We start from the raw sequence: 26,277 nt of genomic DNA on the forward strand, positions 1-26,277 counted from the left end.
TCACTCACCCTCGTATCCGACTCGCGGATCGATGATCGTGTACAGGAAGTCTTGCATTATGTTGATAAATACCAGTAATAAGATGAAGATGAACATTAGCGCCCCGGCTACGGGCATATCACCTTCGGTTAGTGCGTCGAAGAACAACTTCCCGATGCCGTTTATCGCCATCACCGTCTCGACGAGGACGGATCCGCCAAGCAATAGGCCTGCCTCGCCGGTGATGACCGGCACGAGAGGGATGAGTGCGTTCCGGAACATGTGTTTCCAGACCAGAGACCGGCCCGAAACGCCTTTCGCCTTCGCCATCTCGACGTAGTTCGAGTGTTTCGTCTCCAGCATCGCCGTTCGGCTGATCCGCATCTCGTTACCCATCGACGCGGAGCCGAGAACGACCGCGGCGGGGAGGATCTGCTTCGTCGCCCTCGCCCACTCTATCGGTTGTATTTGACCGGCCTGGAGGTTCGTCCAGGCAGTGTGGAAGTACTTGGTTCCGATAACCTGCGGAGTGTCAACGAGGAACGTCTTCCAACTGAAACCGAACAGTATGTCCTCGGACCTGGACAGACCGACCAGCAGGATCACCGCCAGCCAGAAGTTCGGCATGGCGCGCCAGACGATCCCGCCGAACGACGCGAAGTAGTCGCCGGCCGTGTTCGGGTTCAGCCCCGCGTAGAAACCGAGCGGAATCCCGATGAAAAGCGGGATCAGGATGGCCCAAAAGCCCATCCAGACCGTTCGCGGCGCGCGCGATTTGATAAGTTCGATAGTGTCCGTGTTGGTCTCGACGACCCATGACTGGCCCAGATCGAATGTGACCATGTCCCAGAGGAAATCGAAGTACTGTTGCCAGAGCGGCTGATTCAACCCGAGTTGGCGCCGCATCCGTTCCATGTCATCCGGATTCGCCTGTGTTCCGAACACGGCGGATACGGGGTCGATCGGCCCCATTCGGATAGCGATGAACGTCACCGTCGTTCCGAATAGGATGACGGGGATGGACAGGACCAATCGTTTTGCGAAGTAAGACCAGCGGCTCATAGTCTCTCACCGCCGTCTGCGTTGGATCTATTCATCATTAATTGCGTTTATCTTTCATGCATTATTTGCGTTCCGCTTCGAGTTGAGGACCAGCACTACCGTGTACTAAAAAACCCTCGGTGGGGCGGTACTAGTCGCGCTCTCCGACGTAGACGACGTTCTTTTTCTGTCTGGATCGGCCGGCGGCACCTGCCCGCGGCTTTTCGACCCAACTGTAATGCATGTTCTCCGCCACGTTGTGCAGGAGCGGGAGGAAGACGACGTCTTCCCAGTTGGCCTCCTCCATCGAGACGTAGCCCTCGTTCCGGGCGTCCTGTCCTTCCTCGGGGGCGGGGTTGCTCTGGATCTTTTCCCAGGCGTCGGTTGCCTTTTGAGCGGCCTCGCTCTCGTCGGGGTCCCAGTCGACGTAGCTGATCGGGGCGTCGAGCGACGTGTCCGTCTGCGGCGGATTCAGAAGCTGGAGGAAGTTGTCCGGCGCGGGGTAGTCCATGATCCATCCGAGGCTGTAGGCGTCCAGGTTGCCTTTCCGACCTCGTGACAGCATCGTACTGAACTGGGTCTGCTGGATCTGGACGTCGACGTGTGCGGATGCGAGCTGGTCACGAAGGATGTTCGCTATTTCCGCGAAGAGCTCGCTCTCGTAGATGGTGAGTTCGAGTTCGTAGGGGTCGTCGCTGCTGTAACCGGCGTCCTCCATGACCTCCGTTGCCTTGTTGATACGCGTCTCATCGAGGCCGTACGGGTAGTCTCCCTCGTGGTCGAGGTAGGCCTCCTTGCCCCCCGGGTAGATAGCCGGCGGAGTGATGTGGGAGGCGGTCGTGCCGGGACCGTTGAGCACCTCGTCGATCATCTGCTGCTGGTTCATCGCGTGCGCGAAGGCTTTCCGGACTGCCGGTTCCGTGTTCGCCTGGTTGAAGGCGAAGTAGTACACCCCGACCTCCTCGACCTGGTAGTACGGAACCGTCTTGTCGTTCTCAAGCGGGCCGTACGTCCCGTATTTCCGACCCATGCTGTCTTTCCCTTCGATGGACACCTTGTTGGCGTCGTACTGAGAGTTCGGAATGTACGGAACGTCGGCGTTCTCGTTGAGAACCGTGTACGTGTACAGGGCGTTGTCCTCCTCGGCGATCATCCAGTGAACGCCGGACACGTACGGGCCCTCTCCGTGATACTCGTCGATCGGACGAGCCGAAACCTCGCACTCGCTTCCGGAGTTCCAGGTTTCGAGGGAGAACGGACCTGCACCCACGGGAGTTTCCTGCGTGAACTGCTCGTAGCTCATGTCGCCGTCGTACCCCTCGATGTCTCCCACGATTCCTTCGGGGATGATCGAGAACGAGGTGTACGCGATCATTTCCGGAATCGCGTGGAACGGCGATTCGAGCGTCATCTCCACCGTCTTTTCGTCGGAAGCTTCGATAGCCAACGAACCGGGGACGTACGTGTCCTCTTCGCCTTCGGTTTCGTGTGCGACGCCGAGGAAGTCGAGGATGAAACTCGCTCGTCGGGAGTTGTCCGACTGAGCCAGTCGCTCGAATGAGTAGGCGACGTCGCCCGCGGTAACGTCACCGTAGTCGTCGTGGTTGTACGTGATGTCGTCTCGCAGGTTGATAGTCACTTCCGTGACGTCGTCGCTGACCTCCATGCTCTCGGCGAGGAGGTTCTCCGTCGTCGTCTCCCCGTTCGGGTAGTTCGTCAGCGCGTCGAACAGGTTTATGATGACGATGCCCGACGCCTCGTCGGTCGAGGCGATGGGGTCAAGCGTCGTCATCGTGGAGTTGTGACGCCTGTAGGTCTTGTCAGTCTGTTCCTGCTCCCGAGTGGTTCGCTCCGTCTCCTCTTCCGGAGTGAGCGTGTCAGTGTCGTCTTGACCTTCGTCGTCACCGCCACCGGAACAACCGGCTAGCGCGACTGCCGTCGCAGCTCCGCCGGTGGCCTGCAGGAACCGCCGGCGAGTAGTGTCATTATCTGTCATCCCAAACCCCCCTTCTGGATGGACCAGTTTAAATTTTCCGTTACGTTTCGCGATCTGAGAACCTTCCCAGCGGTTTGGCCGACGTTAATAACTACAATAATAGTGGTTTTATTTACTTTGATCGCCCAGTCAGCACTGTTTTTCCGACGAGTTTATAAGTGCCTGAAAGATTATTACCTATATGGCGAGGAAACCGTCAGGTCCCCGCAGTGGGAGCGCGAACGCCGGTGAAGTCATGAGTACCGTCGACGGCGACGGTAATCGACAGGAGTACGTCATCGCCGATATCAGCGAGGACGATGCCTGGCTCTCCATGTGTGTAGACGACGCCCCGACACTTCCGGCCTGGCGGTAGACGACGACCTTTTGCGCTGCGTTTCTTCGAACGGTCCGCAAGCGGTGGGCATGTTCGCCTGACTCGGCAAAAACTCGGCCAAAATCCAGCGCCACCGCCTCAGTCGCTTGCCCGCGGTTTCGCCGCTCGTTCTCCGCGGCGCGTAGCGCCGTGCTTCGCTCCCTTGACGGTTCTTCGGACCGCTCGCTCGGGCCAAGGCCCTCGCTCACAGATACATTGCTTGCAGACGCCCTGCCCTTCCCCGTACCGGACGGACTCGGCCCAACGGGGCCTCGCCGTCCGCTCGGCCGTTTCACCGCGATCTTGGCCCCTCTCGGATTACCGCCGACCTATCGCCCGGCGATACGCACCTTTTTAGTTCTGGCCACCGCTCCAACAGGGTATGCAATACCGCGAAGTCGAGACCACGGGAGAGTTTCTGGCTCGACTCGACAACGGCGCTGACTGGCGCGAGGAGATCGAGGGGCTCGCCCGCGATGTCGACGCCGACGCGGCCTGGTTCACCGCGATGGGCGCGGTGCAGGACGCCGAGATATGGTTCTACGACCAGGAGACGACCGAGTACGAGGCGGTCGAGTTCGACGAACACCTCGAAGTGGCTGCCTGCGTCGGTAACGTGTCGTGGCTGGACACCGGGGCCCAGAACTCCTCGAACAGTCGGACCTCGTCCGACGATGGAGAGCGGTTCGCCCACACACACGCCGTCCTCTCGCGGCCGGACGGCGACGCTATCGCGGGCCATCTGAACGCCGCGACTGTCTTCGCCGGCGAGGTGTACATGCGGACGTTCGACACGACGCTCGAACGCGAACACGACGAGACCACCGACCTGGACCTCTGGTTATAGATGCGGCGGGAAGACGAACGGTACTTCGAACGGCTCGAAAACGGCCTCGACGACGCCTTCGAGGTCGCCCGCTCGGCCCGCGAACAGGGTCACGATCCCGAAACCGAGGTCGAGATCCCGGTCGCCAAGGACATGGCCGACCGCGTCGAGAACATCCTCGGCATCGACGGGGTGGCGGAACGCGTCCGCGAACTCGAAGGCGAAATGAGCAGGGAGGAGGCCGCCCTCGCGCTCGCGGAGGATTTCGCCGAGGAGCGCGTCGGTGACTACGAGACGAAAGCCGGCAAGGTCGAGGGCGCGGTCCGCACGGCGGTCGCCCTCCTCACCGAGGGCGTCGTCGCGGCTCCCATCGAGGGGATCGACCGCGTCGAACTGTTAGAGAACGACGACGGCACGGAGTTCGTCAACGTCTACTACGCCGGCCCGATCCGCTCCGCCGGGGGGACCGCACAGGCGCTATCCGTCCTCGTCGCCGACTACACCCGCGCGCTCATCGGCGTCGACGAGTACAACGCCCGTGACGACGAGATAGAGCGCTACGCCGAGGAGGTGTCGCTGTACGACAGCGAGACCGGCCTCCAGTACACCCCGAAAGACAAGGAAACGAAGTTCATCGCGAAGCACGTCCCCATCATGCTGGACGGTGAGGCGACGGGCGACGAAGAGGTGTCGGGCTTTCGCGACCTCGACCGCGTCGACACCAACTCCGCCCGCGGCGGAATGTGTCTCGTCCTCGCCGAGGGGATCGCGCTCAAGGCCCCGAAAATCCAGCGCTACACCCGGAACTTGGAAGAAGTCGACTGGCCCTGGCTTCAGGACCTCATCGACGGCACCATCGGCAAGGACGGCGACGAGGGGGCCGACGAGGGTGACGAAGCGGACCCCGACCCGGACGACGGCGACGAGAGCGAGGACGCGGACGGAAACGACGCCGCCGAGCCAGACGGCCCGCCCCGCGTCGAGGAGTCCTGGAAGTTCCTGCGGGACCTGATCGCCGGCCGCCCCGTCTTCTCGCATCCGAGCGAAACGGGCGGGTTCCGCCTGCGCTACGGCCGCGCACGCAACCACGGGTTCGCAACGGCGGGCGTTCACCCGGCGACGATGCATCTGGTCGACGACTTCCTCGCGACCGGAACCCAGATCAAGACCGAGCGCCCCGGTAAGGCCGCGGGCGTCGTCCCCGTCGACTCCATCGAGGGGCCGACGGTCCGCCTCGCAAACGGCGACGTCCGTCGGATCGACGACCCCGAGGAGGCCCTCGAAATCAGAAACGGCGTCGAGAAGATACTCGACCTCGGCGAGTATCTCGTCAACTACGGCGAGTTCGTCGAGAACAACCACCCGCTCGCGCCCGCTTCCTACACCGTCGAGTGGTGGACACAGGAGTTCGAGGAGACCAACGCTGACGTGCAGGCGATGGCCGACTCCGTCCGCGTCGACCTCGACGACCCGGACCCAACGGAGGCGGTCGAGTGGGCGACCGAGTACGACGCCCCGATCCATCCGAAACACACCTACCTCTGGCACGACCTGTCCGTCGAGCAGTTCGAGGCGCTCGCGGACGCCGTCGCCGCCGGCGACGTGGTCGACGGCGACCTTCTGGTTGAGAACACCGCCGACGTCCGCGAGGCGCTCGAAGCGCTCATACTCGAACACCGCCAGGAGTCAGACGCTATCGCAGTGCCGGAATGGGGCCCGTTCGTCCGCTCGCTCGGTCTGACGACCGACCTCGACCGGACCTGGGACGACCTCTCGGCCGAATCGCGCGAGTGGGACAACGCGGTGAAAGCCGTCAACGAGGTCGCCCCGTTCGCGGTTCGCGAGCGCGCGCCCACGCGTATCGGAAACCGAATGGGTCGCCCGGAGAAATCCGAGTCGCGCGAACTCAGCCCGGCGGTCCACACGCTCTTTCCCATCGGCGAAGCCGGCGGCAACCAACGCGACGTCGCCGCCGCTGCGGGCCACGCCGAGACCATGGAAGACACCCCCGGCGAGGTCGAAGTGGAGGTCGGTCGCCGCGAGTGTCCCGGTTGTGGCGAAGCGACGTTCAAGCCGTGCTGTCCAGACTGCGGCGCGCACACGGAACCGCACTACCAGTGCCCTGACTGCGAACGGGACCTCCGTCCGGACGAGGCCGGCCGCGTTCACTGTTCGCGCTGCGAGATCGACGGAACGTCCGTCGAATCCCGCATCATAGACGTTCACGCCCAGTACCGCGATGCGCTCGAGTCCGTCGGCGAGCGCGAGAACGCCTTCGACATCCTGAAAGGCGTCAAGGGGCTCACCTCGACGAACAAGACGCCCGAGGCCATCGAGAAGGGGATCCTCCGCTCGAAACACGGCGTCTCAGCGTTCAAGGACGGCACCGTCCGCTACGACATGACGGACTTGCCCGTCACGTCCGTCCGTCCCGAAGAACTGGACGTTACCGTCGACCAGTTCCGCCAACTCGGCTACGAGGAGGACATCCACGGCGACCTCCTCCGGCACGAGGACCAACTGGTCGAACTGAAAGTACAGGACGTCGTCCTCTCGAACGGTGCCGCCGAACACCTCCTGCAGACGGCCGATTTCGTCGACGACCTCCTGTCGCAGTTCTACGACCTCGAACCGTACTACGAACTGGACGACCGCGACGAACTCGTCGGCGAACTCGTCTTCGGGATGGCCCCCCACACCAGCGCGGCCGTGGTGGGTCGGGTTATCGGCTTCACGAGCGCGGCGGTCGGATACGCGCATCCGTTCTTTCACGCCTCGAAACGGCGCAACTGCGACGGCGACGAGGACTGCGTGATGCTCCTCCTCGACGGCCTGCTCAACTTCAGCAAGTCCTACCTCCCGGACCAAAGAGGCGGTCAGATGGACGCACCCCTCGTCATGTCCTCGCGCATCGACCCGAACGAGATCGACGACGAGGCGCACAACATGGACGTCGTCTCGCAGTACCCGAAGGAGTTCTACGAGGCGACCCGCGAGATGGCGGACCCCGGCGAGGTCGACATCGAGATCGCGGAGGACACCCTGGGCACGGACCGGGAGTACGCCGGCTTCGGTCACACTCACGACACGACCGATCTGGCGCTGGGTCCGGACCTCTCTGCGTACAAGACGCTGGGGTCGATGATGGACAAGATGAACGCCCAGTTGGAACTCTCGCGGAAACTCCGCTCCGTCGACGAGACGGACGTCGCGGAGCGGGTCATCGAGTACCACTTCCTGCCGGACCTCATCGGCAACCTCCGGGCGTTCTCCCGGCAGGAGACCCGCTGTCTCGACTGCGGCGAGAAGTACCGCCGGATGCCGCTGTCGGGCGACTGCCGGGAGTGCGGCGGTGACGTGAACCTCACTGTTCACCAGGGGTCGGTGAACAAGTACATGGACACCGCCATCCAGGTCGCCGAGGAGTACGGGACCCGCGATTACACGAAACAGCGCCTCGAAGTGCTCGAAAAGTCGCTGGAGAGCATCTTCGTCAACGACAAGAACAAGCAGACAGGCATCGCGGACTTCATGTGAGCGGTGCGAGACACGGGCCCGTCAGTCGTTGAGATGTGCCCCCTCGAACGAGCGGGGCGGCAACCGGAGTTCTTCGAGGACCGGCAGGTGTTTGACGTTGTAGACGACCTTCATCTGGTCAGTGACCGGGACGCCGTTGCAGGATAGCTGGATCCCGCGTTCGACCATCTCCGTCGGGAGAATGTGGTCGACCGGCATCGACAGTTCACCCTCCGTGACCACGACAGCGCAGTTGGCGCACGCGCCGCCGCGACAGGAGTACGGCCAGGCGAACCCGCGGTTCTCGGCGGCTTCGAGGAGCGATTCGCCGGGTTCGGCCAGGAACCGACCGTAATCCGTCGAGTCGAGGTTCTCGGCGGACGCCTTCTCGAACAGGTCGTCGTCGTCGAGTTCCCACCCGTAGTCGCCGAGCACCTCGAAATTGAGGTACTCGATTCGGGAGCCCTCCTGCTCGCGCTGCTCTTCGACGCTTTCTCGACTGACCTCGATCTCCTCGTTCCCGTCGGCCGATTTGATCTCCTCGTACGCCGCCTTGACCAGCCGAAACTCCCTCGTGGATCCGCCCTGGTCAGGATGTGCTTCCTTCACCCGCCGTCTGAACGCTCGCTCTACCTCCGCTTCGTCCGCATCCGGACCGATCGATAGAACCTCGAACGGGGACTCCACGGATACCGCTAGCCGACAGGGACGAAAAAAATTTGCGCCCCAGTACGACGGGTTTTTCGGCCGCTTTCCCTCGGTTTCACAGCCGGCTGTTCGCTCCGAGTGACTGATCTCCCCCGCCATCCGGTTCACTGATGTTTATTACTGATCGTCCATGAGAGTAGGCGTATGCTTCACGCGGAAGGTTCGCTCCTGACGGTCGACGTCGGGGAGCGATCGACGGACACAGACGAGATCGACGACGTGCTCGAATCGTTCATCGGCGGGCGCGGCGTCGGCACGAAACTCGCGTACGACCGTATCCCGTTCGACGCGGACCCGTTCGGCCCGGAGAACAGCCTGTTCTTCGCGACCGGGCCGATGCAGACGTCGAACATGAGCTTTACGGGGCGCACGAACTGCACCGCCGTCTCCCCCCTGACAGACGGCCTGATCTCGTCGAACGCCGGCGGGTTCATGTCCCGCCATCTCGCGGATACGGGCTACGCCGCCGTCGAGATAACCGGCGAGAGCGAGGAACCCGTCATCGTCCACGTGCGCGACGATTCGGTCGAGTTCGAGGAAGTGCCCGACCTGGCCGGCGCAACAGTTCCGGAGGTGACCGAGCGCGTCACGGACCGTGACGAGGACCTCTCCGCCGAGAACATCGCCGCTATCGGGCCGGCCGGCGAGAACCTCGTCCGGTTCGCGTCGATCATGACCACCGAGACGCGGGCGTTCGGCCGCGGCGGGCTCGGCGCGGTGTTCGGCTCGAAAAACGTGAAAGCCGTCACGTTCGCGGGCGATTCGCCGCCGGAGATCGACATCGACCCCGTCCAGATGGACGTCCACCGCGAGGCGGCGACGAGCGACCACATCATGAAGCGACAGGGGACGACGAGCGTCACCGACTACGCGAACGAGGTGGAGGCGCTGCCGACGCGGTACTTCTCGGAGCTGTCGTTCGAGGGGGTCGACGGTATCAGCGGCGACCGAGTCGAGGAGAAGAAGTTCGAGAAGGGGACCTGTTCGGCCTGCGCGTTCGCGTGCAAACTTCCCACGAAAGACGAGGCGCGGGGCGTCGAGACCGAGGGGCCGGAGTACGAGACTGTGATGTCGTTCGGAAGCAACGCGGGCGTCGACGACATCGTCGATGTGATGCAGTCGAACGAACTGTGCGACACGCTCGGTCTCGATACGATCAGCGCGGGCGACGTAGTGTCGGCCTACCTCGCCGCCGAGGACGAGTTCGGCAACGTCGACCTGATACACGACCTCGTCGAGAAGATCGCCCACCGCGAGGAGGAGGGCGACCTGCTCGCGGAGGGTGTCGACCGCGTCCACGAGGAACTCGGCGTCGAGAACTGGTCGGTCAAGGGGATGGAGTTCCCCGCACACGACGGCCGGACGCTGAACGGACAGGGCCTCGCTTACGCCACGTCGAACCGCGGCGCTGACCACATGTACGCGACGTTTTACGCGTACGAGTACCCGCTCGTCGACCCCGACTCGGCGTTCGAGCCGACGGGTCTGGACGACAAGCCGCCGGAACTCGTCCGTCAGGAGAACAAGCGAGCGCTGGAGGACTGCGGCGTCGTCTGTCGGTTCTCGCGCGACATGCTCAACGCGGAGCGCTTCGAGGCGCTGTTCGACGCTGACTTCGATGACTTGCTCGACATCGGCGCGCGCGTGATCGACCTTGAACGGGCGTTCAACAACGAACGCGGGTTCGACCGGGCGGACGACCGACTCCCCTACGACGTCGACGGGTTCGATGCGGCTCTGGACGAGTACTACGGGATCCGCGGGTGGACGGAGGACGGGACCGTTCCCGCCGCCTCCGGGTCACACGCGCCCGCCGACGACTGACGGCGGTCGACATCTCGCTCTCCCGGGGGTCCGTCGAACACCGCCCTACGTTTATGCCCGTTCCCGTGGTGCGTTCAGATATGGCTGGACAGGGAGAAACACCGGCGAAGGAGGGGGAAGAGGAAGCGGAAAAAGCGGTCAACCGGCTCGACCTCGGACAGGCCGTCTACGACGAGGACGGCGAAGAACTCGGTACGATTCGCGGGTTCGAGAAGGGCGGATTCTTCGTGACGACCCGCGAGGGCGTCGAGAGCCTGAGCGTCGAACACGCCCGTTCGGGGCACGATTTCGGCGAGGCAGAACTCATGTGGCGCTGCACGGAATGCGGCGAGATGGGGGCGATAGACGAGGGGCTCCCTGACGAGTGTCCCGGATGCGGCGAACCGAAGGAAGCGCTCATGTACTGGACGGAGGACTAGGCTCTTTGTCGTCGACCGCGAGAGGGGAGTATGGACGTCGTCGTCTTCGGAGCGGGTAGTCTCGGCAGTCTCGTCGGCGGACTGCTCGCGCAGGAACACGATGTGACGCTCGTCGGCCGCGATCCGCACGTCGCCGCCGTCGCCGAGTCCGGGCTTGTCGTCGAGGGTGACCTTTCGGCGACGGTCGCACCGACGGCCGCAACCGATGGGACCGGACTGACGGCGGATCTCGCGGTTCTGGCGGTCAAGGCGTTCGACACCGAGGCCGCCGCCCGCGATCTGGCGACCGGCGAGTACGAGGCGGCGCTGTCCCTCCAGAACGGCATGGGAAACGAGGAGCGCCTCGCTCGCCACCTCGACTGTCCCGTCCTCGCCGGAACGGCGACCTACGGCGCGGTCCTCCGCGAACCGGGCCGCGTGGAGTGTACTGGCGTCGGCGAAATCACGCTCGGACACCGCGAGGGCGGTGACTCCGCGTCGGCGGTCAGAGTCGCCCGCGCGTTCCGTCGGGCCGACCTCGATGTGACCGTCTCCGACGACATGCCGCGACGGCTCTGGGAGAAACTCGCCGTCAACGCCGGTATCAACGCCGTTACCGCGCTGTCCCGCGTCGAGAACGGAGCTCTCATGTCGGGGCCCGCGAACGACCTCGCACGCTCCGCTGCATGCGAGGCGGCCCGGGTCGCCCGTCGCCGGAACGTGTTTCTCCCCGACCGCGCGGCGCTGGACGCCGTCGCGGACGTGGCGACGGCGACGGCCGACAACGAGTCGTCGATGTATCAGGACGTGCAGGACGGCCGCCGGACGGAGGTCGACGCCGTCAACGGCTACGTCGTCGATCGGGCCTCCGAACACGACGTTGACGTCCCCGTCAACCGGACGCTCGCGGCGCTTTTGCGGGCGTGGGAGCGAGGTCAGGGCGTTCGCGAGTGAGTCCGGTGTGAGGGTGCGTCGAGTCGGTTGGCGGCGAGGCCGAACTGTCCGCGAACGGGCACAGACCGACCGCCGATCCGAGTACGACCCCGATCAGGTGCGGTACAGCACCCACAGCGCCGCAGCGCCGCCGACGACGATAGCGAACCAGTAACTCGCCAGCCGGTAGATCGTCGCGACCGCCAGCGCGTCTGCGGCCGACAGTGCGCTCAGCGCGACGACGAGTCCGGTTAGCGCTCCCTCGACGGCCGCGAGGCCGCCCGGCGTGGGTACCATCCCCGCGAGCGTGCTCGCCGGCACGACGAAGAAGACGAGTAACAGCGGAACGGCGAGGTCGAGGGTCAACCCCGCGAAGTACAGCGGCAGCGCGAAAAACACCCAGCCGACGTACGCGAACGCCGTCGCGGACAGCAACGCTCTCGGGGAGCCGGTGATGCGAGCGATCGACTCGTAGAAGCGTTCGATCCGCTCTCGGATGCTGTCGACGGTGACCCGATCCGTCCGGCGGGCGAGCGGTTCGACGACGCACAGTATCGCCCGTTCGACGACGCTCCGGAACTGCCACCCGGCCACGACGATAGCGGGGATGCCGACCGCGAGTACCCCGAGACCGACCGCGAGATCCTCCGCGGTTTCGGTGAGTTGCGACCGGAGCAGCAGGTAGCCCAGCCCGACCGCCGCGAAGTTGAAGAACGGGAGCAGGTTCAGCAGGTCGGCGGTGACGACGCTTGCCAGGCTCTGCTCGTAGTTCGCATCCGTGTCCTGCGAGAGGACGTACGCGATGAAGGGCTCGCCCCCCGCTTGCCCGAGCGGCGTCACGTAGTTGGCGAAGGTGGCGGCGAAGTACGTCACGACGAGCTTCCGGTACGGGACGTCGATCCCGCCGACGCGGAGAACGATCTGCCAGGCTTTCCCCCACGCGGCGAGACACAGCAGCGTCGAGAGGCAGGCCGCGCCGAGCCACCGCAACTCCGCGTTCCGGAGTCTGGCTATCGTCTGGTCCCACCCGACCGCCGCGCCGAGTAGGTAGACGAGAACGGCGGCGACGACGAACCCGCCGGCTATCTTCGCCGTCGTCTGGCGGTCGAACAGGTCTCCGAGGTCCGCGGTGCCGTCTGCGCCAGTCACGTCAGTCGATATACCCCAGGTCCTGCAGACGGTCCTTTGCGTCCTCGCTCATGTCGTCCAACACGTCCTCGCCCGTGCCGGCGGCGTCACCCTCCCAGGGGCCGCCGACCTGGTCCTCGAACCGCGATAACGCCGCCTCCACCTCTGTGATGGAGTCGTCGATCTCACCGCTCGTCCCCGCGCGGTTCTCCGTCTCGCCCGGGTCCTTGTCGAGGCGATACGCCTCGTCCGGGATCCGCTCGTTGCGAATGTACTTCGCGTCCGGGCGGCGGCCGGCCCGCATCCGCGAGTAGAACCGCGAATCCTCATCGAGCGTGATCCCCGCGGCACTGGCCTTCTGTTCGAGCTGTTTCAGCTCGACGACCGGCCGCGAATACTCGACGAAGGCGAACTCCCCGTCGTCGAACTCGCGGTAGTCGTCGCCCAGCAACGACCGCCGCTCGTCCAGCGAGACGGCGGTTTCGCCCGCGGGGTCGACGCCCGCGTGGTCTAACACGGTGTGATACAGGTCGATCAGTTCGACCTGCTGGTCGTAGCGGCCGGCGTCTAGGTCCGGGTGTTTTACCAGCAGCGGGACGTTCACCAGCGGGTCGTAGATGCTGAACTCGTGGCCGTAGAGGTCGTGCTCGCCGTGGAGTTCGCCGTGGTCCGCACAGACGACGACCAGCGTGTCCTCCCAGCGGCCCTCGGCCTGCAGCCAGTCGAACAGGCGACGGAGTTCGGCGTCGATGTGGCGGATCTCCGCGTCGTAGAGGCCGCGGATGTCGTCGAACTCCGCGTCGTCGATGTCGCGCGCCCCGGAGTTGTACTCCTTGGAGTTCTGGCAGACGGCGGTCGAATCGACGTCCGGCGCGAACTCCTCCCTGTACTCCTCGGGCGGGTGGTAGGGGAGGTGAGCGTCCATCAGGTTGACGAACGCGAAGAAGTTCTCGTCGTCGTCGACGCCGTCGACGAACTCCCGCGTCCGGTCGATGACCTGTGGCGTCTTCGAGTCCGACCCCCCGCCGCTGGCGAAGTATTCGTGGAACGTGTTACCGACGCTGACCAGCCAGTCGGCGACTTTTCGCAACTGCTCGTTGTCGTTCATCGTCTTCCAGGCTTTCGCCAGCGGGCCGCTCATGAACTCGCCCGGCATCACCTGGAAGAAGTTGTCCTGGTCGCCGAACCCGTCGGTCAGATGGGTGTACGGCGTGATCCACGCGTTCGAAGAGTAACAGGCGCTCTCGTGGGTCCCCGAGAGGCTCTCTGCGAGCGTCGTCGCACCTTCGAGATAGGGGTTTTCCTGGTTCGCGTTGTGTTCACTGGGGTAGAGACCGGTAAACAGCGACGCGTGGACGGGAAGCGTCCACGGTGCCGGCGCGACGGCCTGCTCGAACACCGCGGCGTCCTCGGCGAACGCCTCTAATCCCGGCGTTGTCGGGCGGTCGTAATCGTATACGGACAGATGGTCCTTGCGAACGGTGTCCATCACGACGAAGAGAACGTCCCGTTCCGACGCGTCCGCGCTCGTCATACCTACGGTGGACCGCCGGAGCGTTAAAAAGACTGCTTATCGCGGTTCCGCGGGAACGACCGTCGGAGTTAGAAGGGGGCCTGCGGGCCTTCGTCAGAAGCGCCGTCGTCCTCGTCGTCGACCGTCTCGCCGGGGAACGACGGTTCCATGCCGCCGTCGCCGCCCATGCCACCACCGCCGGTGTCGGCGTGGACCTTCTCGATCTCGGGGATCTCCTTGACCATGCGGCTCTTGATGGCCTGGATGGTCATCGGCGAGATACCGCATCCGCTACAGGCTCCGCCGAGCTGGATGGACACCTCTCCGGTTTCGCGGTTGAGGTCCTGAATGGCTGCGTTACCGCCGTGCATCTGGATCTGCGGGAAGTTCCTGCGCAGGAAGTTCGAGACTCGATCTTCCAGATCGTCGCCGTCCTCTTGGGCGTCAGTGCTCATGTCCACTGGTTGGTGGTCAGCACCCTTGAACCTTTCCCGCTACGTGTGCGTTCCGCCCGCTCCTCGGCGAGTGACTCCATCGGCTACTCGAACCCGAACACGTCGCGGATCTCGGTTTCCAGTTGGTCGACGTAGATGTCGAGCACCTGGTCCAGTTTCTCCTGGTCGACGACGACGCCGCGGGTCCGTTCTCCGGGGTTGTCGGGCAGTTCGATGCGGAACTCGCCGTCTCCCTCGTAGAACGGTTCGCTCTCGTTCAGTATCTGCTGGTCGATGGCGTGGATCAGTTCCGAGTCGTACGTCTCGTTCATCTGCTCGAAGGCGTTTTTGTACGCCCGCTGGAGTTCGGTGAAGTAGTGGACGTACTTGTCCTCGAACCGTTCCGGGTCGAAGTCGGTCATGTGAGTGCGAACGGGTGCGTTCGACAAAAGTCGGGCGATCCCCGCTGTCGTGGCTCAAACGCCGATTTTACCCTACCGTAGCCTGATATGCTTCGTCCGCTTTGGTTTCTCTATGGAAGAGCCTTGTTCGCGTAGACGGTATCTCAGGCTGGCCGCCGCGGCCGGAACGCTCGGAATCGCCGGGTGTTCGCAACAACTGTCCACCGGAAACTCCGGTCCCGCCGGTGCCGGGGACACGACGACAACGACCGAGACGTACGAGCGGATCGACGACTGGCAGTACGACCCCGACGAACAACAGGATAATCTCTCCAGCGGATCGGCGGCTAACGTGACGTACACCGCCAGCGCACAGGGGGACGCCGTCGAGATGTCCGCCGAGTCCTCCAACAACGTCGGCCTCACGGCCGGCGGCGCGATGGACGTCAACAACTTCCGTGACAACATCGACGAGGGGTATCTGCCGATCCCGTCGGACCTGTCCTACGAGGGGTTGTTCAACGAGTACTACTTCGACACCGGGAGCGACCGCCCCTGCACGTCGCTGTTCTGTCCCTCCTACAGCACAGCCGTCTCGTCCGACCCGCTGGCCGACGAACCGGAACGGTTCATGACGGTCGGGCTGAACTCCGGCATCGAGGACTTCGAGCGCAAGACGCTGAATCTCGTCGTCGTCCTCGACATCTCCGGGTCGATGAGTTCGCCGTTCGACCGCTACTACTACGACCGGTTCGGCAACCGCCACGAGGTCGAAAACTACACGGAGCGACCCAAGATAGACGTCGCGACCGATGTCGTCGCGTCGATGACGGATCACCTCGATGACGAGGACCGCTTCGGAATGGTGCTTTTCAACAACGGGTCGTACGTGGCCAAGCCGATGCGGGAAGTCAAACGCACCGACATGAGTGCGATCCGGGACCACATCCGCGAACTGCAGGCGAACGGCGGAACGAACCTCTCCGCGGGCGCTGAAACCGGAACCGAACTCCTCTCGGAGTACGCCGACGCCGACCAGACCGAGTACGAGACGCGGATGGTGTATCTCACGGACGCGATGCCCAATCTCGGGACGACCACCGAGGATGGGCTGGTCGGTATTGCCGAGGAAAACGCTGCACAGAACGTCTACACCACGTTCGTCGGTATGGGGGTCGACTTCAACACCGAACTGGTCGACACGCTGACGGCGGTCCGCGGGGCGAACTACTACTCCGTCCACTCAGCGGACCAGTTCGAGACACGTCTCGACGAGGAGTTCGAGTTCATGGTCACGCCGCTCGTGTTCGACCTCTCGCTGGAACTCGACGCCGACGGATACGCCGTCGAGGAGGTGTACGGCACCTCCGCGGCAGAGGACGCGACCGACTCGCTCGTACGGGCGAACACCCTGTTCCCCTCGCCGACGGAGGGCGGCCGGACTCGCGGCGGCGTCATCCTCGTAAAAGTCCGCCAGACCGGTAGTAACCCGAAAATCAACCTCTCGGCCGAGTACGAAACCCGGACCGGTGAGCGTCGCCGCCAGGAGCGGACGGTCCAGTTCTCCGCCGACGGGCCGGAGCATTTCGACAACTCCGGCATCCGCAAGGCCGTCCTGCTCGCGCGCTACGCCGACCTCATGAAGTCGTGGATGGTCGACGAACGCACCGAGGAGTACGGCGAGGACGACGTTGAACCGCCCGAGGAGTACGAACTCGGACAGTGGGAACGCCAGTCGGACCCACTGTCCGTCTCGGACACCTATCGGCGGCGCTTCGATACCTTCGCCGATCACTTCGAGCACGAAATGAACGCGCTCGGTGACGAGGAACTGGAACAGGACCTGAGCCTGCTCCGGGAACTGTCCGCCGACGGTGCAGTCGACGGCTCCGCGTTCGGACTCATCGCGCCGGACTTGTAGCGCCGAATCCCTTTTCTGCGGCCACGCTTCCCTGTTCTGTCGTTAGTCGCTCATCGTCCAACCGGAATTAGTTCTGGCATGTTTCATATCGCGACTATTAGTTTATCACTCCCGGTGTTCGGACCGATCATCCCGTTTCGGGGTCGCCGAGCAGCTGTCTCCTCGGTGTTTCATCTCCTGATTCCAGGTTTCTATCAGCCGTCGACGGCGTGTACCAGTGATCACGAAGTAGTGCGACACGAACTGTATCTCGGACTCGTGTGATGTTGTTGGTAGCTCCGTTCGATACGCTCGTTCGGAACGCGTTCGGTCGACCGAACTTCTCTGCAATTTCGTCTCACCGCCACGGTGAACGCTGTGAAACGCCGACTCTCGATCCGGAATCGATCAATCGCTGAGCGGTGTATCATCACCCCGCCGAACTCCCGATGCACGCCTTGCCGTTGCAGCCATCTCGGTTGTGCCGTTGTTGTGCGAGTTTCCTAGTATCGCAACCTGATACACTGATTACGTTCGCAAGTCCTCACAGACAAGGTCGCCCGACAGCGTGCGATCAGCGTGTACATCGTTTCAGTGACGACTATCGCTCGCTCGGGCACAGAGTTGGCAGTGGGCGTTCGACTGTGCCTGCGGTCTCTTCCGTAGACCTGGTAGGATCTCACCGAACCTACAAGGCAGTCGGTGAACGCACGTGTGCGCGACAGAGCGTATCGCAACCCGATACACTGATCTTCGCATTATCGACCGGCGCGATCTCCCCGCTACTACCCTGAAGAGGATGACGTACTCTGCTCATAAACCATATTCCACCATACGAAACTGGCAAACCGAATGAACGCCGCTTTGCCTTTTCCGAGTTTTTCTCGGACAAAGCGAGAATCGCATTCGGAAGTTCGAGGCAGTAACGATGCCCTTAGCCGCGGAGCGCGCCGCCAATCGCCCCGGCTAGCGCGCTGTCCAACGCGAACAGCAACGAGAGAAAGACGACAACGAGCGAGAGGCCCGCACCGCCGACGATGGCGTTTACAGGTTCCGTGACGGTCACGCCCAGCAGCGACGTTCCGACGAGAACGAACACGGCGATTATGAGGCCGCCGACCGCGCCGGCGAGTAGCCCGTGCCACGCGCCGCTTCCGAGGCCGCCGCCCCCGAGGTAGCCCGCGAGAAAGCCGCCGACCAGACCGCCGGCTATCTGCCCGATCACCGGTAGCGCGAGGCCGACAGTAGCGATGACGAGACCGACGATGAAGCCGATCCCCACCGCTCGCCAACTCGTCATCGGTCGATCACCTCACCGGAAAATCTAGTTGCTGTCACGTCGGTTTCCAAGGGACCGAGCTATTTTGTTATAGAGGGAATAGCGCCCCTAAGCGGCGGTTACGACAGTTGTGTTCCGACTAGCTCGTCCACGCGGTCGATGAAGTCAACCTGCGTTCCCTCCGGAATCGTCGCCCCGGCGGCGACGTTGTGACCGCCGCCGTCGCCGCCGACAGCCTGCGAGGCCGTCGTCATCACCGACGAGAGGTCGAGTCCCTTGCTGGTCATTCGTGCCGTCCCGCGAGCCGAGACCTTTATCTCGTCCGCTCCTTTCTCGGCGAAGGCGACGATTGGTCGGTCACGGTCGACGCCCGAGGTGCCGACGGCCATCCCGGCGACGATACCGACGATCGTCTCTCGGATGCGGTCGCCGGCGTCGAACCACTGGACGTGTTCCTCACGGGTGACACCTTCCTCCTTGACCCACTCCAGTCCCTCCGAGAGGTTCCGCCGGTGGTTCGACAACAGCGTCTGCGCGCGGTCCAGTGCGCCGTCGCGGTTCCCAAGACAGACCGCGAGACCGACATCCGCCCGCTCGTATCTTGCAGTCGCGTTCAGTAGCGTGGAGAACTCGCTCGCGTCGCGGAGTTCGGTGCCCGACTCCTCCGCGGGCAGGGTGTACGTCGTTCCGACGAGGTCGTCTATCTTCCCCGGCGGAACGCCGGATTCGACTGCGCGCTGGACCAGCGCGCTCGCGAGCGTCTGCCTCTCGTCGTCGGTGAGGTCGACCCACCGACGCCAGTCGCTCCCCGATTTCAACTCCAGATCGAGGCCGTCGAGGAAGCGAAGCGCGCCGTTCTGGTCGTTCGAGATTCCGGGGATCCGCACGTCGGTCGCGTACTCCAACAGTTTCGGAAGTGGCCGGGTCTGTTTCCCGTACAGCGCCAGATCAGTTCCCGTGTCGAGGACGCCGGCGGCCTCGCCCTCGGCGACGATTTCGGCGTTCGCGCCCACGAGTTCGCCGTCCATCGCCTGCATATCTCCGACTGCGCCGACGACGGTGAGGCCGGCCAGGTCGCGGTTGTCCCGGGTCGCGGGTTCGAGCGCTCGTGCGAGGACGTAACTCGCGCCCGCGCCGGAGAGTTCCGAGGAGCCGTCAATACCGAACAGCAGAGGGTTGAGGTGGAACTCCGTCTCCGCGTCGGCCGGCCGATGGTGGTCGGCGATCACCGGCGTGAAATCGCCGGCGGCCTCGTGTTCCGCGATGATATCTAACTGCCCGCTGCCGAAGTCAGTGAAGAGGACGGTGTCGTACTCGGTGGCGGCGATGCTCGCGATCTCCTCCTCGTCCAGTTGCTTGCTGAACAGCGTCTCGAACGGAATCCCCGCCCGTTCCAGCGCCGTCGACGCGATGGCGGCGCTCGTCAGGCCGTCTGCGTCGATATGCGAGGCGAGCAACACCTCGTCGGCCGCGCGCAGGCGGTCTGCGCAGGCGGCCGCGCGGTCGACCATCTCCGGAACGGGGGCGTCCATCGAAATCGGGTTGGCGCTCCCTCGGTCTTAAACCTCCGGATCACTCGTGATAGGTCGGCGCGGCGGCCTCGACGACCGCCGTCGCCAGCGCCTCGAACGTCGCCGTCTCCGGGACCACATCCACCGCTATCCCGCGTTCCTCGGTGGTTTCCCTGGTCGGCTCGCCGATCGTCCCGACCGCGGCGTCGTTCAGCCCCGCTATCGCCTCGTCTCGGACGCCCTGCTCCGCGGCGGCGTCGAGGAAGTGATCGACGGTGAGCGAGGAGGTAAAGAGCGCGGCGTCGAGGTCGCCGCCCGCGGCGAGTTCTGCGGAGTCGCCGCTGCCTTCGGGCCTGACGAGGCGGTAGAGCACGGTTTCGTTGACTTTCGCGCCCGCGTCAGCGAGGCCGTCCGTGAGCACGTCGCTCCCATGGTCGCTTCTGGCGACCTCGACGCGAGCGCCGCCGACGTCGTCCGCGAGCGCTTCGACCAGACCGGTCGAAGAATACTCCTCGGGAATGATATCGACGTCCCAGCCGACCTCGCGCATCGCCCGGGCAGTTCGCTCGCCGATGGCGACCAGCGTCGCGGCTCCGGGGTCCCACCCGTCGGCGGCGACGAGTTCGACGCCGGTCTTGCTCGTCATGACGACGTAGTCGGCCGCGTCGGGCGTCGCGTCCGTCGGTTCGACCGCGAGCATCGGGTCCGGAACGGGGTCGGCACCGAGCGACTCCAGCAGTTCGACGGCCTCGTCGATGCGCTCGTCGTCGGGACGGAACACGGCGGCGCGCACGTCGCGGGTCACGCGTCGTCACCTCCGCTACGTCCGTCTCCGCCGTTCCGTCCGCTCCCCCGACCGCGAAGGAACTCGACGACGCGGTCGCGCACCGCCGCAACGTCGCCGATCACCGTGATCGCGGGCGGTTCGATCCCGCGCTCGTCGCGGGCGGCGACGACGGTGTCGAGCGTCCCGGTCGCGACGCGCATCTCCGGCCAGGTGCCTCTCTCGACGAGTGCGACCGGCGTCTCGGGGTCCATCCCGGCCTCCCGGAGCGCCCGGGTGTAGTCGGGCAGTTTGCCGACGCCCATCAGCACGACGATGGTGCCGCCGGTGTCGGCCAGGGCCTGCCAGTCGACGGCCGACTCCGCTTTGGTCGGGTCCTCGTGCCCCGTGACGAACGAGACGCTGGAGGCGTGGTCGCGGTGGGTAACGGGGATCCCCCCGACGCCCGCCGCGCCGACCGCCGAGGTGATGCCGGGAACGACTTCGACGGAAACCCCGTGGTCGGCGAGGTACTCCATCTCCTCGCCGCCGCGGCCGAAGACGAAGGGGTCGCCGCCTTTCAGCCGGACCACGTCGTTTCCCTCCTCGGCCAGGTCGACGAGGCGCTGGTTGATCTCGGACTGAGGCGTTCGCTCGCCCCCCGCGCGCTTCCCGACGTCTTCGCGCTTTCCTTCGGGGATATCCTCGATGATCTCCGGGCCGGGAAGCTTGTCGTGGAGAACGACATCGGCCTCGTCTATCAGGCGGGCGGCCCTGACCGTCAGCAGTTCCGGGTCACCGGGTCCGCTGCCGACGAGGTAGACAGTGCCCGTCATTCCTCCTGTATCTCCCGCTTGGCTTCCATCTCGTCGTCGTTCTCGCGGCGCGCCTCGGCGATCAGGTCGTCCGCACCCTTCTCGGCCAGGTCGCGGGCGAACTCTCGGGCGGCGCGGGCGTGGTCCTCGACGGGGAGGTCCCGCGTCGCGGTCACGCTCTCTTCGCCGTCGCGGTCGAACACCTGCACTGCGGTGTGAACGTACTCGCCCTGGATGACGGCGTGGACGCCGATAGGTGCGACGCAACCGCCGCCGAGTTCCGCGAGGACGGTGCGCTCGGCGGTCGTCTCGACGCGCGTTCTGGGGTGGTCGAGGATGCCGTGGAGCGTCTCGGCCGTCTCGCCCTCGACTGCGGCGACTGCGAGCGCGCCCTGTCCGGGCGCTGGGACGAACTCGTCGGTCGGTAGCTGCTGGTACTCGACGTTGTGGTCGAGGCCGCTCCGTTCGAGGCCCGCCTCGGCGAGCACTATCGCGTCGTATTCGACGTCGACCTCGCGTTCGAGGGCGCGGCGCTCGACCTCGGCGAGGTCGTTGAACCACTCCTCGACGTCGCGCTCGTAGGGGAACTGGTAGTCGTCGTCGTCCGTCCGGCCCTTGCGCTCTTTTTCCTCCTCCGTCCGCTCCTCGTGTTCGCGCTGGAGGCTCGGTGCAAGTAGCTTCTCGATGCGGGTGTCGACGTTGCCCCGCAGCGGTTCGACGGTCAGGTCGGGGCGGGCGTTCCGGATCTGGGCCTGCCGGCGGAGGCTAGAGGTGCCGACGGTCGCGCCCTCGGGCAGTTCCTCCAGTCGGCGGCCGTTCGGCGTGACGAGGGCGTCGCCCGGTGCGGCGCGGGCCGGGATGCCGGCGATGATCAGTCCGTCCGGCTGCTCGGTCGGCATGTCCTTCATCGAGTGGACGGCGGCGTCCAACTCGCCGTCTATCACCTTCTCGTCCAGGCTCCGAACGAACGCGCCGGTTTTTCCGAGGCGGTGGATGAGTTCGTCGCTCACCCGGTCGCCCTCCGTCTCCACCTCCACGAGTTCCGCGTCGATGCGGCGGTCCGAGAGCGCCGCTTTCACCGTCGCCGCCTGGCGCATGGCGAGGTCGGAACCGCGCGTCGCCAGACGTATCGTCTCGTTCGTACTCATATCCTCTTCTCGGCGTTCCCCATTGAAACCTCCATCGTCACGGTTGTACTCGTTTCCTGCGTGTGCCCTGCCGGTGTGTGCCCTCTCAGGGCGTCCCGACGTGCCGGTGGCGCTGGTAGAGGTAGTAAAGTGACAGGGGTATCCCGAGAGCGAACGCCGTCGACACGATGCCGACGACGGCCACCAGCGCGTACAGGACGGGGTCGGGGTCCCATCCGATGTCGGCCGCTCGCACCGCCTTCGCGTCGAGGTACAGCGAGATGGGAAACACGGCAGTGAGTACCGTTCCGACCGTTCCGAAGAGAAATACCGGGATCAGCAGTGTGAAGATCCCGGCCGGTATCCCGCCGTGTCCCATCATCGGCATCAATCCGCCCCCGAACCCGAGGAGGACGGCGGCGACCATCCAGCCGGTAACGAGGAATAGGAGCAGTGAAAAAAGCGGCGTCACGGCGACGACGTACCACCAGTTCGAGTCGACGCGCGGGCGGTCGGCGAGGCGGGTGGTGGAGTCAGGGGCGGCCATACTCGAACTGATGGAGCGACGGAGGATAAAGGATCCCGACCATTCGGCCGGCACGAGAGCGCGGCGCGTTCGAGCGCCGCGCGCGAGCGTACACCGGAAGAGCTCCGCTCTTCCGAGCCCTCGCTCGCTCCGCTCGCGAGGACGGGGAAGGGCAGGCGGTCACCAGCAGTAGCTCCGCGAGCGAACGAGCAAAGCGAGTGCGCGACCGGAGTTTTTGCCTCTCTACGAGTGGAGCGAGGTTCGGGAGAGTGGTGCCCTCCCGGTGGAGCTTTTTGTCGCGAGCGATGCGCTTCGCGCACCCGAGTGGGAGAAAGGTCGTCTCAGAAGGAAACGTCCGTCTCCATCCCTTCCGTGGCGTCGTCCAGTCCGTCCTCCTGGATGTCTTCAGTCATGTTGGTCGCCAGCCCGCCGTCGGCGAGTATCGTATCGAACTCGTCGCGGTAGCGGTCGTTTGCCTGCCGGGACCGGTTTTCCGTGCGCACGACGCGGCGGTACCGGCGGACGGTCGACTCGCTGACGTCGAAGGCGTCGGCGAGGTCGGCGGTAGAGGCGTCCTCGGTCAGACGTTCGCGGAACTCGGCCAGGTCGAACGGCGCGTCCCTATCGCGGTCGCGGACGAGATGGAGGTTCATACGGGCCCGAAAGACGGCCTTGCGGGAGATATCTAACTGGCGCGCGATCTCGGCGTCGCTCTCCTCGTCGTAGAACAGTTCGACGAGGTCGACGAGCGCCTCGTCGGACAGGTCCACGTCGAACTCGTAGCGGTCACGCATGCTCGCGATGACGCTCTCTAAACGGTCCCGTTTTCCCTCGTCCTGACCGGTGAGCGACCCGGGCGTCTCCTCCTGGGACTCCGTCACCGTGTCCTCGTCCGTGACGTCGATGAAGATATCACGGAGCTCCTCGGTTTTTTCGTCCATAACTGGTATGGAACGACGTTCACCAGTGCCATACATAAAAGCTTGTTGACGGTCGGGGCTTCGCCGGAGACGGACGACCGATCTCGTCAACCGGAGTTCGAACGACGGTAAACCAGTGCGTTCATTGCCGGGACGGCGAGAGTAGCGGGTATGAGTACGGACACGGATTCAGTCGAACTGGTCGGCGACCGCACGGTCGAGGATATCGCGACGGCGGCGCTGCTGGCCGCGCTGACGGCGGCGCTCGCGCAACTCTCGTTTCCGTATCCGCTCTCGCCCGCGCCGGTGACGATGCAGGTGTTCGGCGTGTTCCTTGCGGGCATCGTGCTGGGGCCGCTGTGGGGCCCCGCGTCGGTCGTGCTGTATCTCACCGTCGGGGCGATCGGCCTCCCAGTGTTCGCGAACGGCGGCGCAGGACCGGGAACGCTGGTCGGACCGACGGGCGGATTTCTCCTCTCGTACCCGTTCGCCGCGGCGCTTATCGGCGCGGTCGTTCACCGGGGCTTCTCCCTTCGCGACCCGGCCACCGTCTCGAAACCGGTTCTGGCCGGAGCGATGGTCGCAGGAACGTTGCTCATCTACGCCGGCGGTGCCGCGGGGCTGATGATCGTCGCGGGATACAGCCTGTCCGACGCGGTCATCGCCGGCGCGGTCGTCTTCTTCCCGGCGGAGGCGGTGAAGATCGCCGCCACAGTGGCCGTCGCCCGAAGCGGTCGCCTGCCGTCACGATGATCGAAACTCGCGATCTCGTCCATCGCTACGGCGACGAACCCGTTGTCGACGGCGTCTCCCTCACGGTAGACGACGGGGAGTTCGTCGTTCTGGCAGGGGCGAACGGTAGCGGCAAGACGACGCTCGTTCGGCATTTCAACGGACTGCTGACGCCCGACGAGGGCCAGGTCGTCATCGACGGGACACCGGTCGCCGAGGACTTGGTGGCCGCGCGGACCAGCGTCGGGATGGTGTTCCAGAACCCGCGGGACTGCTTCGTCGCGGCGACCGTGGGTGCTGACATCGCCTTCGGCCCGGAGAACCTCGGGCTGGACCGGGCGGAGATCGACCGCCGGGTGACTGCAGCGCTTTCGGCCGTCGACATGGCGGGCCGCGGAGACGAACGCATCGACGAACTCTCCGGCGGGGAACAAGAGCGCGTCGCAGTTGCGGGCGCGCTCGCGATGGACCCCGACCACCTCGTGCTCGACGAACCGTTTACGGGGCTCGACGAACCCGCTCGAACCGGACTGGTCGACCACCTCGACGCACTCAGCGGGTCGGGAACGAGCGTCGTCGTGGTGACACACGACCTGCGCGACGTGCGCTCGCTCGCCGACCGCATCGTCGCGCTGGCGGATGGCCGCGTCGCCGTGAACGCCCCGCCGGGCGAGGCGGACGACGAACTGTCGTCGCTGGGCGTGCGTGTCCCATGGTGACCTACGAGCCGGGGTCGTCGCTCGCGCACGGGTTCGACCCGCGGGCGAAACTCGCGTTTCAGGGGGGGTTCGCCGCGGCGGCGTTCACACACGTCTCCGTCCGGGGGCTCGCCGCAGCGACGCTGCTGGCGCTTGCGGTGCTCGCGACGGCGCGGCTCTCCCTGCGCCGTGTCCTCGCGGCGTTTCGGTTCCCGCTCGTATTGCTTGCGCTTGCGCCCGTCTTCGCGGCGATACAGGTCGGCCCGCCGTGGATCGACCTCGACGCGGCCGTCGAATCGGCACGGCTGAGCTACCGGGTCGTTCCGGTGTTGCTCGTCAGCGCGGCGTACGTCCGGTCGACGCCGGTTCGGGAGTCCCGCGCCGCACTCCAGCGACTCGTCCCGGGGAAGCCGGGCCGAGTGCTCGGCGCGGGTGTTGCCATCGTGATCCGGTTTTTCCCGGTTCTGGTCGCCGACCTTCGCCGGATCCGTGCAGCTATGACCGCGCGCCTCGGCGGGGAACGCCCGCTTTCCGACCGAATGCGGATCGTCGCGCTCGGCGGCGTCGAACGGGCGTTCGACCGCGCCGACCGACTCGCACTGGCGCTTCGCGCCCGGTGTTTCGCCTGGAACCCGACCCTACCGGCGCTCGCGTTCCGTCGGCGGGACGGCGCACTCTGTCTGGCCTCGGCGGCACTGGCCCTATCCTCACTGATATAAACTAACTGCGTGTTCTATATTTGACGGGGACACAACCGGGGTAGACCGGGAAGTGCGGTAACAAGATTTAAGCGGCCAGTCTCCGCGTGATCGTACATGACATTCGTGGCCCAGGCGGAGGGCGCGGTCACGCGCGAGACGTTCTGGACGATCAGCGAGGTCGGAGAGGTCCTGTTTTACTACCTCGCGGCGGTCGCGATTCTGGTGTTCCTGTACGGGGTGTACGAGCGGTTCG

24 protein-coding genes are annotated in these 26,277 nt (G+C 64.9%); 10 read left to right on the forward strand and 14 right to left on the reverse strand.

Annotated elements, in window-relative coordinates; all coding sequences use genetic code 11:
• Both EYW42_RS10585 and EYW42_RS10590 read right to left on the reverse strand, forming a co-directional pair.
• The gene (locus EYW42_RS10585; protein ID WP_135535223.1) at positions 1-1,041 is read right to left on the reverse strand and encodes an ABC transporter permease; all 1,041 of its coding nucleotides are present in this window, start codon (positions 1,039-1,041) and stop codon (positions 1-3) included.
• Between the two features lie 130 nt (positions 1,042-1,171).
• A complete protein-coding gene (locus EYW42_RS10590; RefSeq protein WP_135535224.1) occupies positions 1,172-3,016 on the reverse strand; it encodes an ABC transporter substrate-binding protein in 1,845 nt (614 codons plus the stop codon).
• A 181-nt stretch (positions 3,017-3,197) separates the two neighbouring features.
• On the opposite strand from EYW42_RS10590, the gene EYW42_RS20690 reads away from it, so the two are divergent.
• The 3 genes from EYW42_RS20690 to EYW42_RS10600 all read left to right on the forward strand — a co-directional run bounded on the left by EYW42_RS20690 (position 3,198) and on the right by EYW42_RS10600 (position 7,734).
• Positions 3,198-3,371, forward strand: a complete 174-nt coding sequence (locus tag EYW42_RS20690) for a DUF7556 family protein (protein WP_449271871.1) — start codon at positions 3,198-3,200, stop codon at positions 3,369-3,371.
• A 382-nt stretch (positions 3,372-3,753) separates the two neighbouring features.
• Positions 3,754-4,218, forward strand: coding sequence for a PPC domain-containing DNA-binding protein (locus EYW42_RS10595; RefSeq protein WP_135535225.1), 465 nt, complete (start codon positions 3,754-3,756; stop codon positions 4,216-4,218).
• Positions 4,219-7,734: a DNA polymerase II large subunit gene (locus tag EYW42_RS10600; RefSeq protein ID WP_135535226.1), complete on the forward strand. Its 3,516-nt coding sequence runs from the start codon at positions 4,219-4,221 to the stop codon at positions 7,732-7,734.
• Between the two features lie 21 nt (positions 7,735-7,755).
• Here EYW42_RS10600 and fer read toward each other — a convergent pair whose 3' ends face one another.
• Positions 7,756-8,400, reverse strand: coding sequence for a ferredoxin Fer (gene fer, locus EYW42_RS10605; protein ID WP_135535227.1), 645 nt, complete (start codon positions 8,398-8,400; stop codon positions 7,756-7,758).
• 165 nt (positions 8,401-8,565) lie between these two features.
• On the opposite strand from fer, the gene EYW42_RS10610 reads away from it, so the two are divergent.
• The 3 genes from EYW42_RS10610 (at position 8,566) to EYW42_RS10620 (ending at position 11,597) form a co-directional block, all read left to right on the forward strand.
• On the forward strand, positions 8,566-10,245 hold the full coding sequence (locus EYW42_RS10610) for an aldehyde ferredoxin oxidoreductase family protein (RefSeq protein WP_135535228.1): 1,680 nt from the start codon (positions 8,566-8,568) through the stop codon (positions 10,243-10,245).
• An 80-nt stretch (positions 10,246-10,325) separates the two neighbouring features.
• Positions 10,326-10,664, forward strand: coding sequence for a DUF7130 family rubredoxin-like protein (locus EYW42_RS10615; RefSeq protein ID WP_135535229.1), 339 nt, complete (start codon positions 10,326-10,328; stop codon positions 10,662-10,664).
• A 30-nt stretch (positions 10,665-10,694) separates the two neighbouring features.
• Positions 10,695-11,597 carry a ketopantoate reductase family protein gene (locus EYW42_RS10620; RefSeq protein WP_135535230.1) on the forward strand — a complete coding sequence of 301 codons (903 nt, stop codon included), beginning with the start codon at positions 10,695-10,697 and terminating at the stop codon, positions 11,595-11,597.
• A gap of 93 nt (positions 11,598-11,690) precedes the next feature.
• Here the strand turns inward: EYW42_RS10620 and EYW42_RS10625 are convergent, their stop codons facing one another.
• From EYW42_RS10625 to EYW42_RS10640, 4 genes are all read right to left on the reverse strand, one after another.
• Entirely contained in the window at positions 11,691-12,725 is a 1,035-nt protein-coding gene (locus EYW42_RS10625; protein ID WP_202613867.1) for a lysylphosphatidylglycerol synthase transmembrane domain-containing protein, read from the reverse strand.
• Between the two features lies 1 nt (position 12,726).
• Entirely contained in the window at positions 12,727-14,238 is a 1,512-nt protein-coding gene (locus EYW42_RS10630; RefSeq protein ID WP_135535232.1) for a sulfatase-like hydrolase/transferase, read from the reverse strand.
• A 68-nt stretch (positions 14,239-14,306) separates the two neighbouring features.
• Entirely contained in the window at positions 14,307-14,672 is a 366-nt protein-coding gene (locus EYW42_RS10635) for a NifU family protein (protein WP_135535233.1), read from the reverse strand.
• 83 nt (positions 14,673-14,755) lie between these two features.
• A complete protein-coding gene (locus tag EYW42_RS10640) occupies positions 14,756-15,073 on the reverse strand; it encodes a DUF5783 family protein (RefSeq protein ID WP_135535234.1) in 318 nt (105 codons plus the stop codon).
• 112 nt (positions 15,074-15,185) lie between these two features.
• On the opposite strand from EYW42_RS10640, the gene EYW42_RS10645 reads away from it, so the two are divergent.
• Entirely contained in the window at positions 15,186-16,973 is a 1,788-nt protein-coding gene (locus EYW42_RS10645; RefSeq protein WP_135535235.1) for a vWA domain-containing protein, read from the forward strand.
• Positions 16,974-17,886: 913 nt separating this feature from the next.
• On the opposite strand, the gene EYW42_RS10650 is transcribed toward EYW42_RS10645, so the two are convergent.
• The 7 genes from EYW42_RS10650 to EYW42_RS10680 form a co-directional block, all read right to left on the reverse strand.
• A complete protein-coding gene (locus EYW42_RS10650; protein WP_135535236.1) occupies positions 17,887-18,252 on the reverse strand; it encodes a DUF5518 domain-containing protein in 366 nt (121 codons plus the stop codon).
• Positions 18,253-18,350: 98 nt separating this feature from the next.
• Positions 18,351-19,763: a DHHA1 domain-containing protein gene (locus EYW42_RS10655; protein ID WP_135535237.1), complete on the reverse strand. Its 1,413-nt coding sequence runs from the start codon at positions 19,761-19,763 to the stop codon at positions 18,351-18,353.
• A gap of 40 nt (positions 19,764-19,803) precedes the next feature.
• Positions 19,804-20,547, reverse strand: coding sequence for a uroporphyrinogen-III synthase (locus tag EYW42_RS10660; RefSeq protein ID WP_135535238.1), 744 nt, complete (start codon positions 20,545-20,547; stop codon positions 19,804-19,806).
• Complete coding sequence (gene cobA / locus EYW42_RS10665) at positions 20,544-21,341, reverse strand: uroporphyrinogen-III C-methyltransferase (protein ID WP_135535239.1); 798 nt, start codon at positions 21,339-21,341, stop codon at positions 20,544-20,546. The genes EYW42_RS10660 and cobA overlap by 4 nt, the downstream gene beginning before the upstream one ends.
• On the reverse strand, positions 21,338-22,468 hold the full coding sequence (gene hemC, locus EYW42_RS10670) for a hydroxymethylbilane synthase (protein ID WP_135535240.1): 1,131 nt from the start codon (positions 22,466-22,468) through the stop codon (positions 21,338-21,340). The genes cobA and hemC overlap by 4 nt, the downstream gene beginning before the upstream one ends.
• A gap of 85 nt (positions 22,469-22,553) precedes the next feature.
• Positions 22,554-22,994 carry a hypothetical protein gene (locus tag EYW42_RS10675; RefSeq protein WP_135535241.1) on the reverse strand — a complete coding sequence of 147 codons (441 nt, stop codon included), beginning with the start codon at positions 22,992-22,994 and terminating at the stop codon, positions 22,554-22,556.
• A 320-nt stretch (positions 22,995-23,314) separates the two neighbouring features.
• On the reverse strand, positions 23,315-23,914 hold the full coding sequence (locus tag EYW42_RS10680; RefSeq protein ID WP_135535242.1) for a conditioned medium-induced protein 4: 600 nt from the start codon (positions 23,912-23,914) through the stop codon (positions 23,315-23,317).
• Positions 23,915-24,064: 150 nt separating this feature from the next.
• On the opposite strand from EYW42_RS10680, the gene EYW42_RS10685 reads away from it, so the two are divergent.
• The 3 genes from EYW42_RS10685 to EYW42_RS10695 are packed head-to-tail and all read left to right on the forward strand — an operon-like array spanning position 24,065 to position 26,042.
• A complete protein-coding gene (locus tag EYW42_RS10685) occupies positions 24,065-24,646 on the forward strand; it encodes a biotin transporter BioY (protein ID WP_135535243.1) in 582 nt (193 codons plus the stop codon).
• The gene (locus EYW42_RS10690) at positions 24,643-25,344 is read left to right on the forward strand and encodes an energy-coupling factor ABC transporter ATP-binding protein (protein WP_135535244.1); all 702 of its coding nucleotides are present in this window, start codon (positions 24,643-24,645) and stop codon (positions 25,342-25,344) included. The genes EYW42_RS10685 and EYW42_RS10690 overlap by 4 nt, the downstream gene beginning before the upstream one ends.
• Positions 25,338-26,042 (forward strand): energy-coupling factor transporter transmembrane component T family protein, encoded by a 705-nt coding sequence (locus EYW42_RS10695; RefSeq protein ID WP_135535245.1) that lies wholly within the window; start codon positions 25,338-25,340, stop codon positions 26,040-26,042. Before EYW42_RS10690 ends, EYW42_RS10695 begins: the two co-directional genes overlap by 7 nt.
• The last annotated feature ends 235 nt before the right edge of the window (positions 26,043-26,277 follow it).

The sequence above is a fragment of the Halostella pelagica genome (genome assembly GCF_004762015.1).
Taxonomy (GTDB): Archaea; Halobacteriota; Halobacteria; order Halobacteriales; family Natronoarchaeaceae; genus Halostella; species Halostella pelagica.

Bases quoted from the DNA above. Each gene is read 5' to 3' on its own strand.
- EYW42_RS10600 (WP_135535226.1), top strand. From the start codon at position 4,219: ATGCGGCGGGAAGACGAACGGTACTTCGAACGGCTCGAAAACGGCCTC.
- EYW42_RS20690 (WP_449271871.1), top strand. From the start codon at position 3,198: ATGGCGAGGAAACCGTCAGGTCCCCGCAGTGGGAGCGCGAACGCCGGT.
- EYW42_RS10645 (WP_135535235.1), top strand. From the start codon at position 15,186: ATGGAAGAGCCTTGTTCGCGTAGACGGTATCTCAGGCTGGCCGCCGCG.
- hemC (WP_135535240.1), bottom strand. From the start codon at position 22,468: ATGAGTACGAACGAGACGATACGTCTGGCGACGCGCGGTTCCGACCTC.
- EYW42_RS10650 (WP_135535236.1), bottom strand. From the start codon at position 18,252: ATGACGAGTTGGCGAGCGGTGGGGATCGGCTTCATCGTCGGTCTCGTC.
- EYW42_RS10680 (WP_135535242.1), bottom strand. From the start codon at position 23,914: ATGGACGAAAAAACCGAGGAGCTCCGTGATATCTTCATCGACGTCACG.
- EYW42_RS10675 (WP_135535241.1), bottom strand. From the start codon at position 22,994: ATGGCCGCCCCTGACTCCACCACCCGCCTCGCCGACCGCCCGCGCGTC.
- EYW42_RS10620 (WP_135535230.1), top strand. From the start codon at position 10,695: ATGGACGTCGTCGTCTTCGGAGCGGGTAGTCTCGGCAGTCTCGTCGGC.
- EYW42_RS10695 (WP_135535245.1), top strand. From the start codon at position 25,338: ATGGTGACCTACGAGCCGGGGTCGTCGCTCGCGCACGGGTTCGACCCG.
- EYW42_RS10690 (WP_135535244.1), top strand. From the start codon at position 24,643: ATGATCGAAACTCGCGATCTCGTCCATCGCTACGGCGACGAACCCGTT.
- EYW42_RS10630 (WP_135535232.1), bottom strand. From the start codon at position 14,238: ATGACGAGCGCGGACGCGTCGGAACGGGACGTTCTCTTCGTCGTGATG.
- EYW42_RS10595 (WP_135535225.1), top strand. From the start codon at position 3,754: ATGCAATACCGCGAAGTCGAGACCACGGGAGAGTTTCTGGCTCGACTC.
- EYW42_RS10685 (WP_135535243.1), top strand. From the start codon at position 24,065: ATGAGTACGGACACGGATTCAGTCGAACTGGTCGGCGACCGCACGGTC.
- EYW42_RS10610 (WP_135535228.1), top strand. From the start codon at position 8,566: ATGCTTCACGCGGAAGGTTCGCTCCTGACGGTCGACGTCGGGGAGCGA.
- EYW42_RS10655 (WP_135535237.1), bottom strand. From the start codon at position 19,763: ATGGACGCCCCCGTTCCGGAGATGGTCGACCGCGCGGCCGCCTGCGCA.
- EYW42_RS10590 (WP_135535224.1), bottom strand. From the start codon at position 3,016: ATGACAGATAATGACACTACTCGCCGGCGGTTCCTGCAGGCCACCGGC.
- cobA (WP_135535239.1), bottom strand. From the start codon at position 21,341: ATGACGGGCACTGTCTACCTCGTCGGCAGCGGACCCGGTGACCCGGAA.
- EYW42_RS10640 (WP_135535234.1), bottom strand. From the start codon at position 15,073: ATGACCGACTTCGACCCGGAACGGTTCGAGGACAAGTACGTCCACTAC.
- EYW42_RS10585 (WP_135535223.1), bottom strand. From the start codon at position 1,041: ATGAGCCGCTGGTCTTACTTCGCAAAACGATTGGTCCTGTCCATCCCC.
- EYW42_RS10635 (WP_135535233.1), bottom strand. From the start codon at position 14,672: ATGAGCACTGACGCCCAAGAGGACGGCGACGATCTGGAAGATCGAGTC.
- EYW42_RS10615 (WP_135535229.1), top strand. From the start codon at position 10,326: ATGGCTGGACAGGGAGAAACACCGGCGAAGGAGGGGGAAGAGGAAGCG.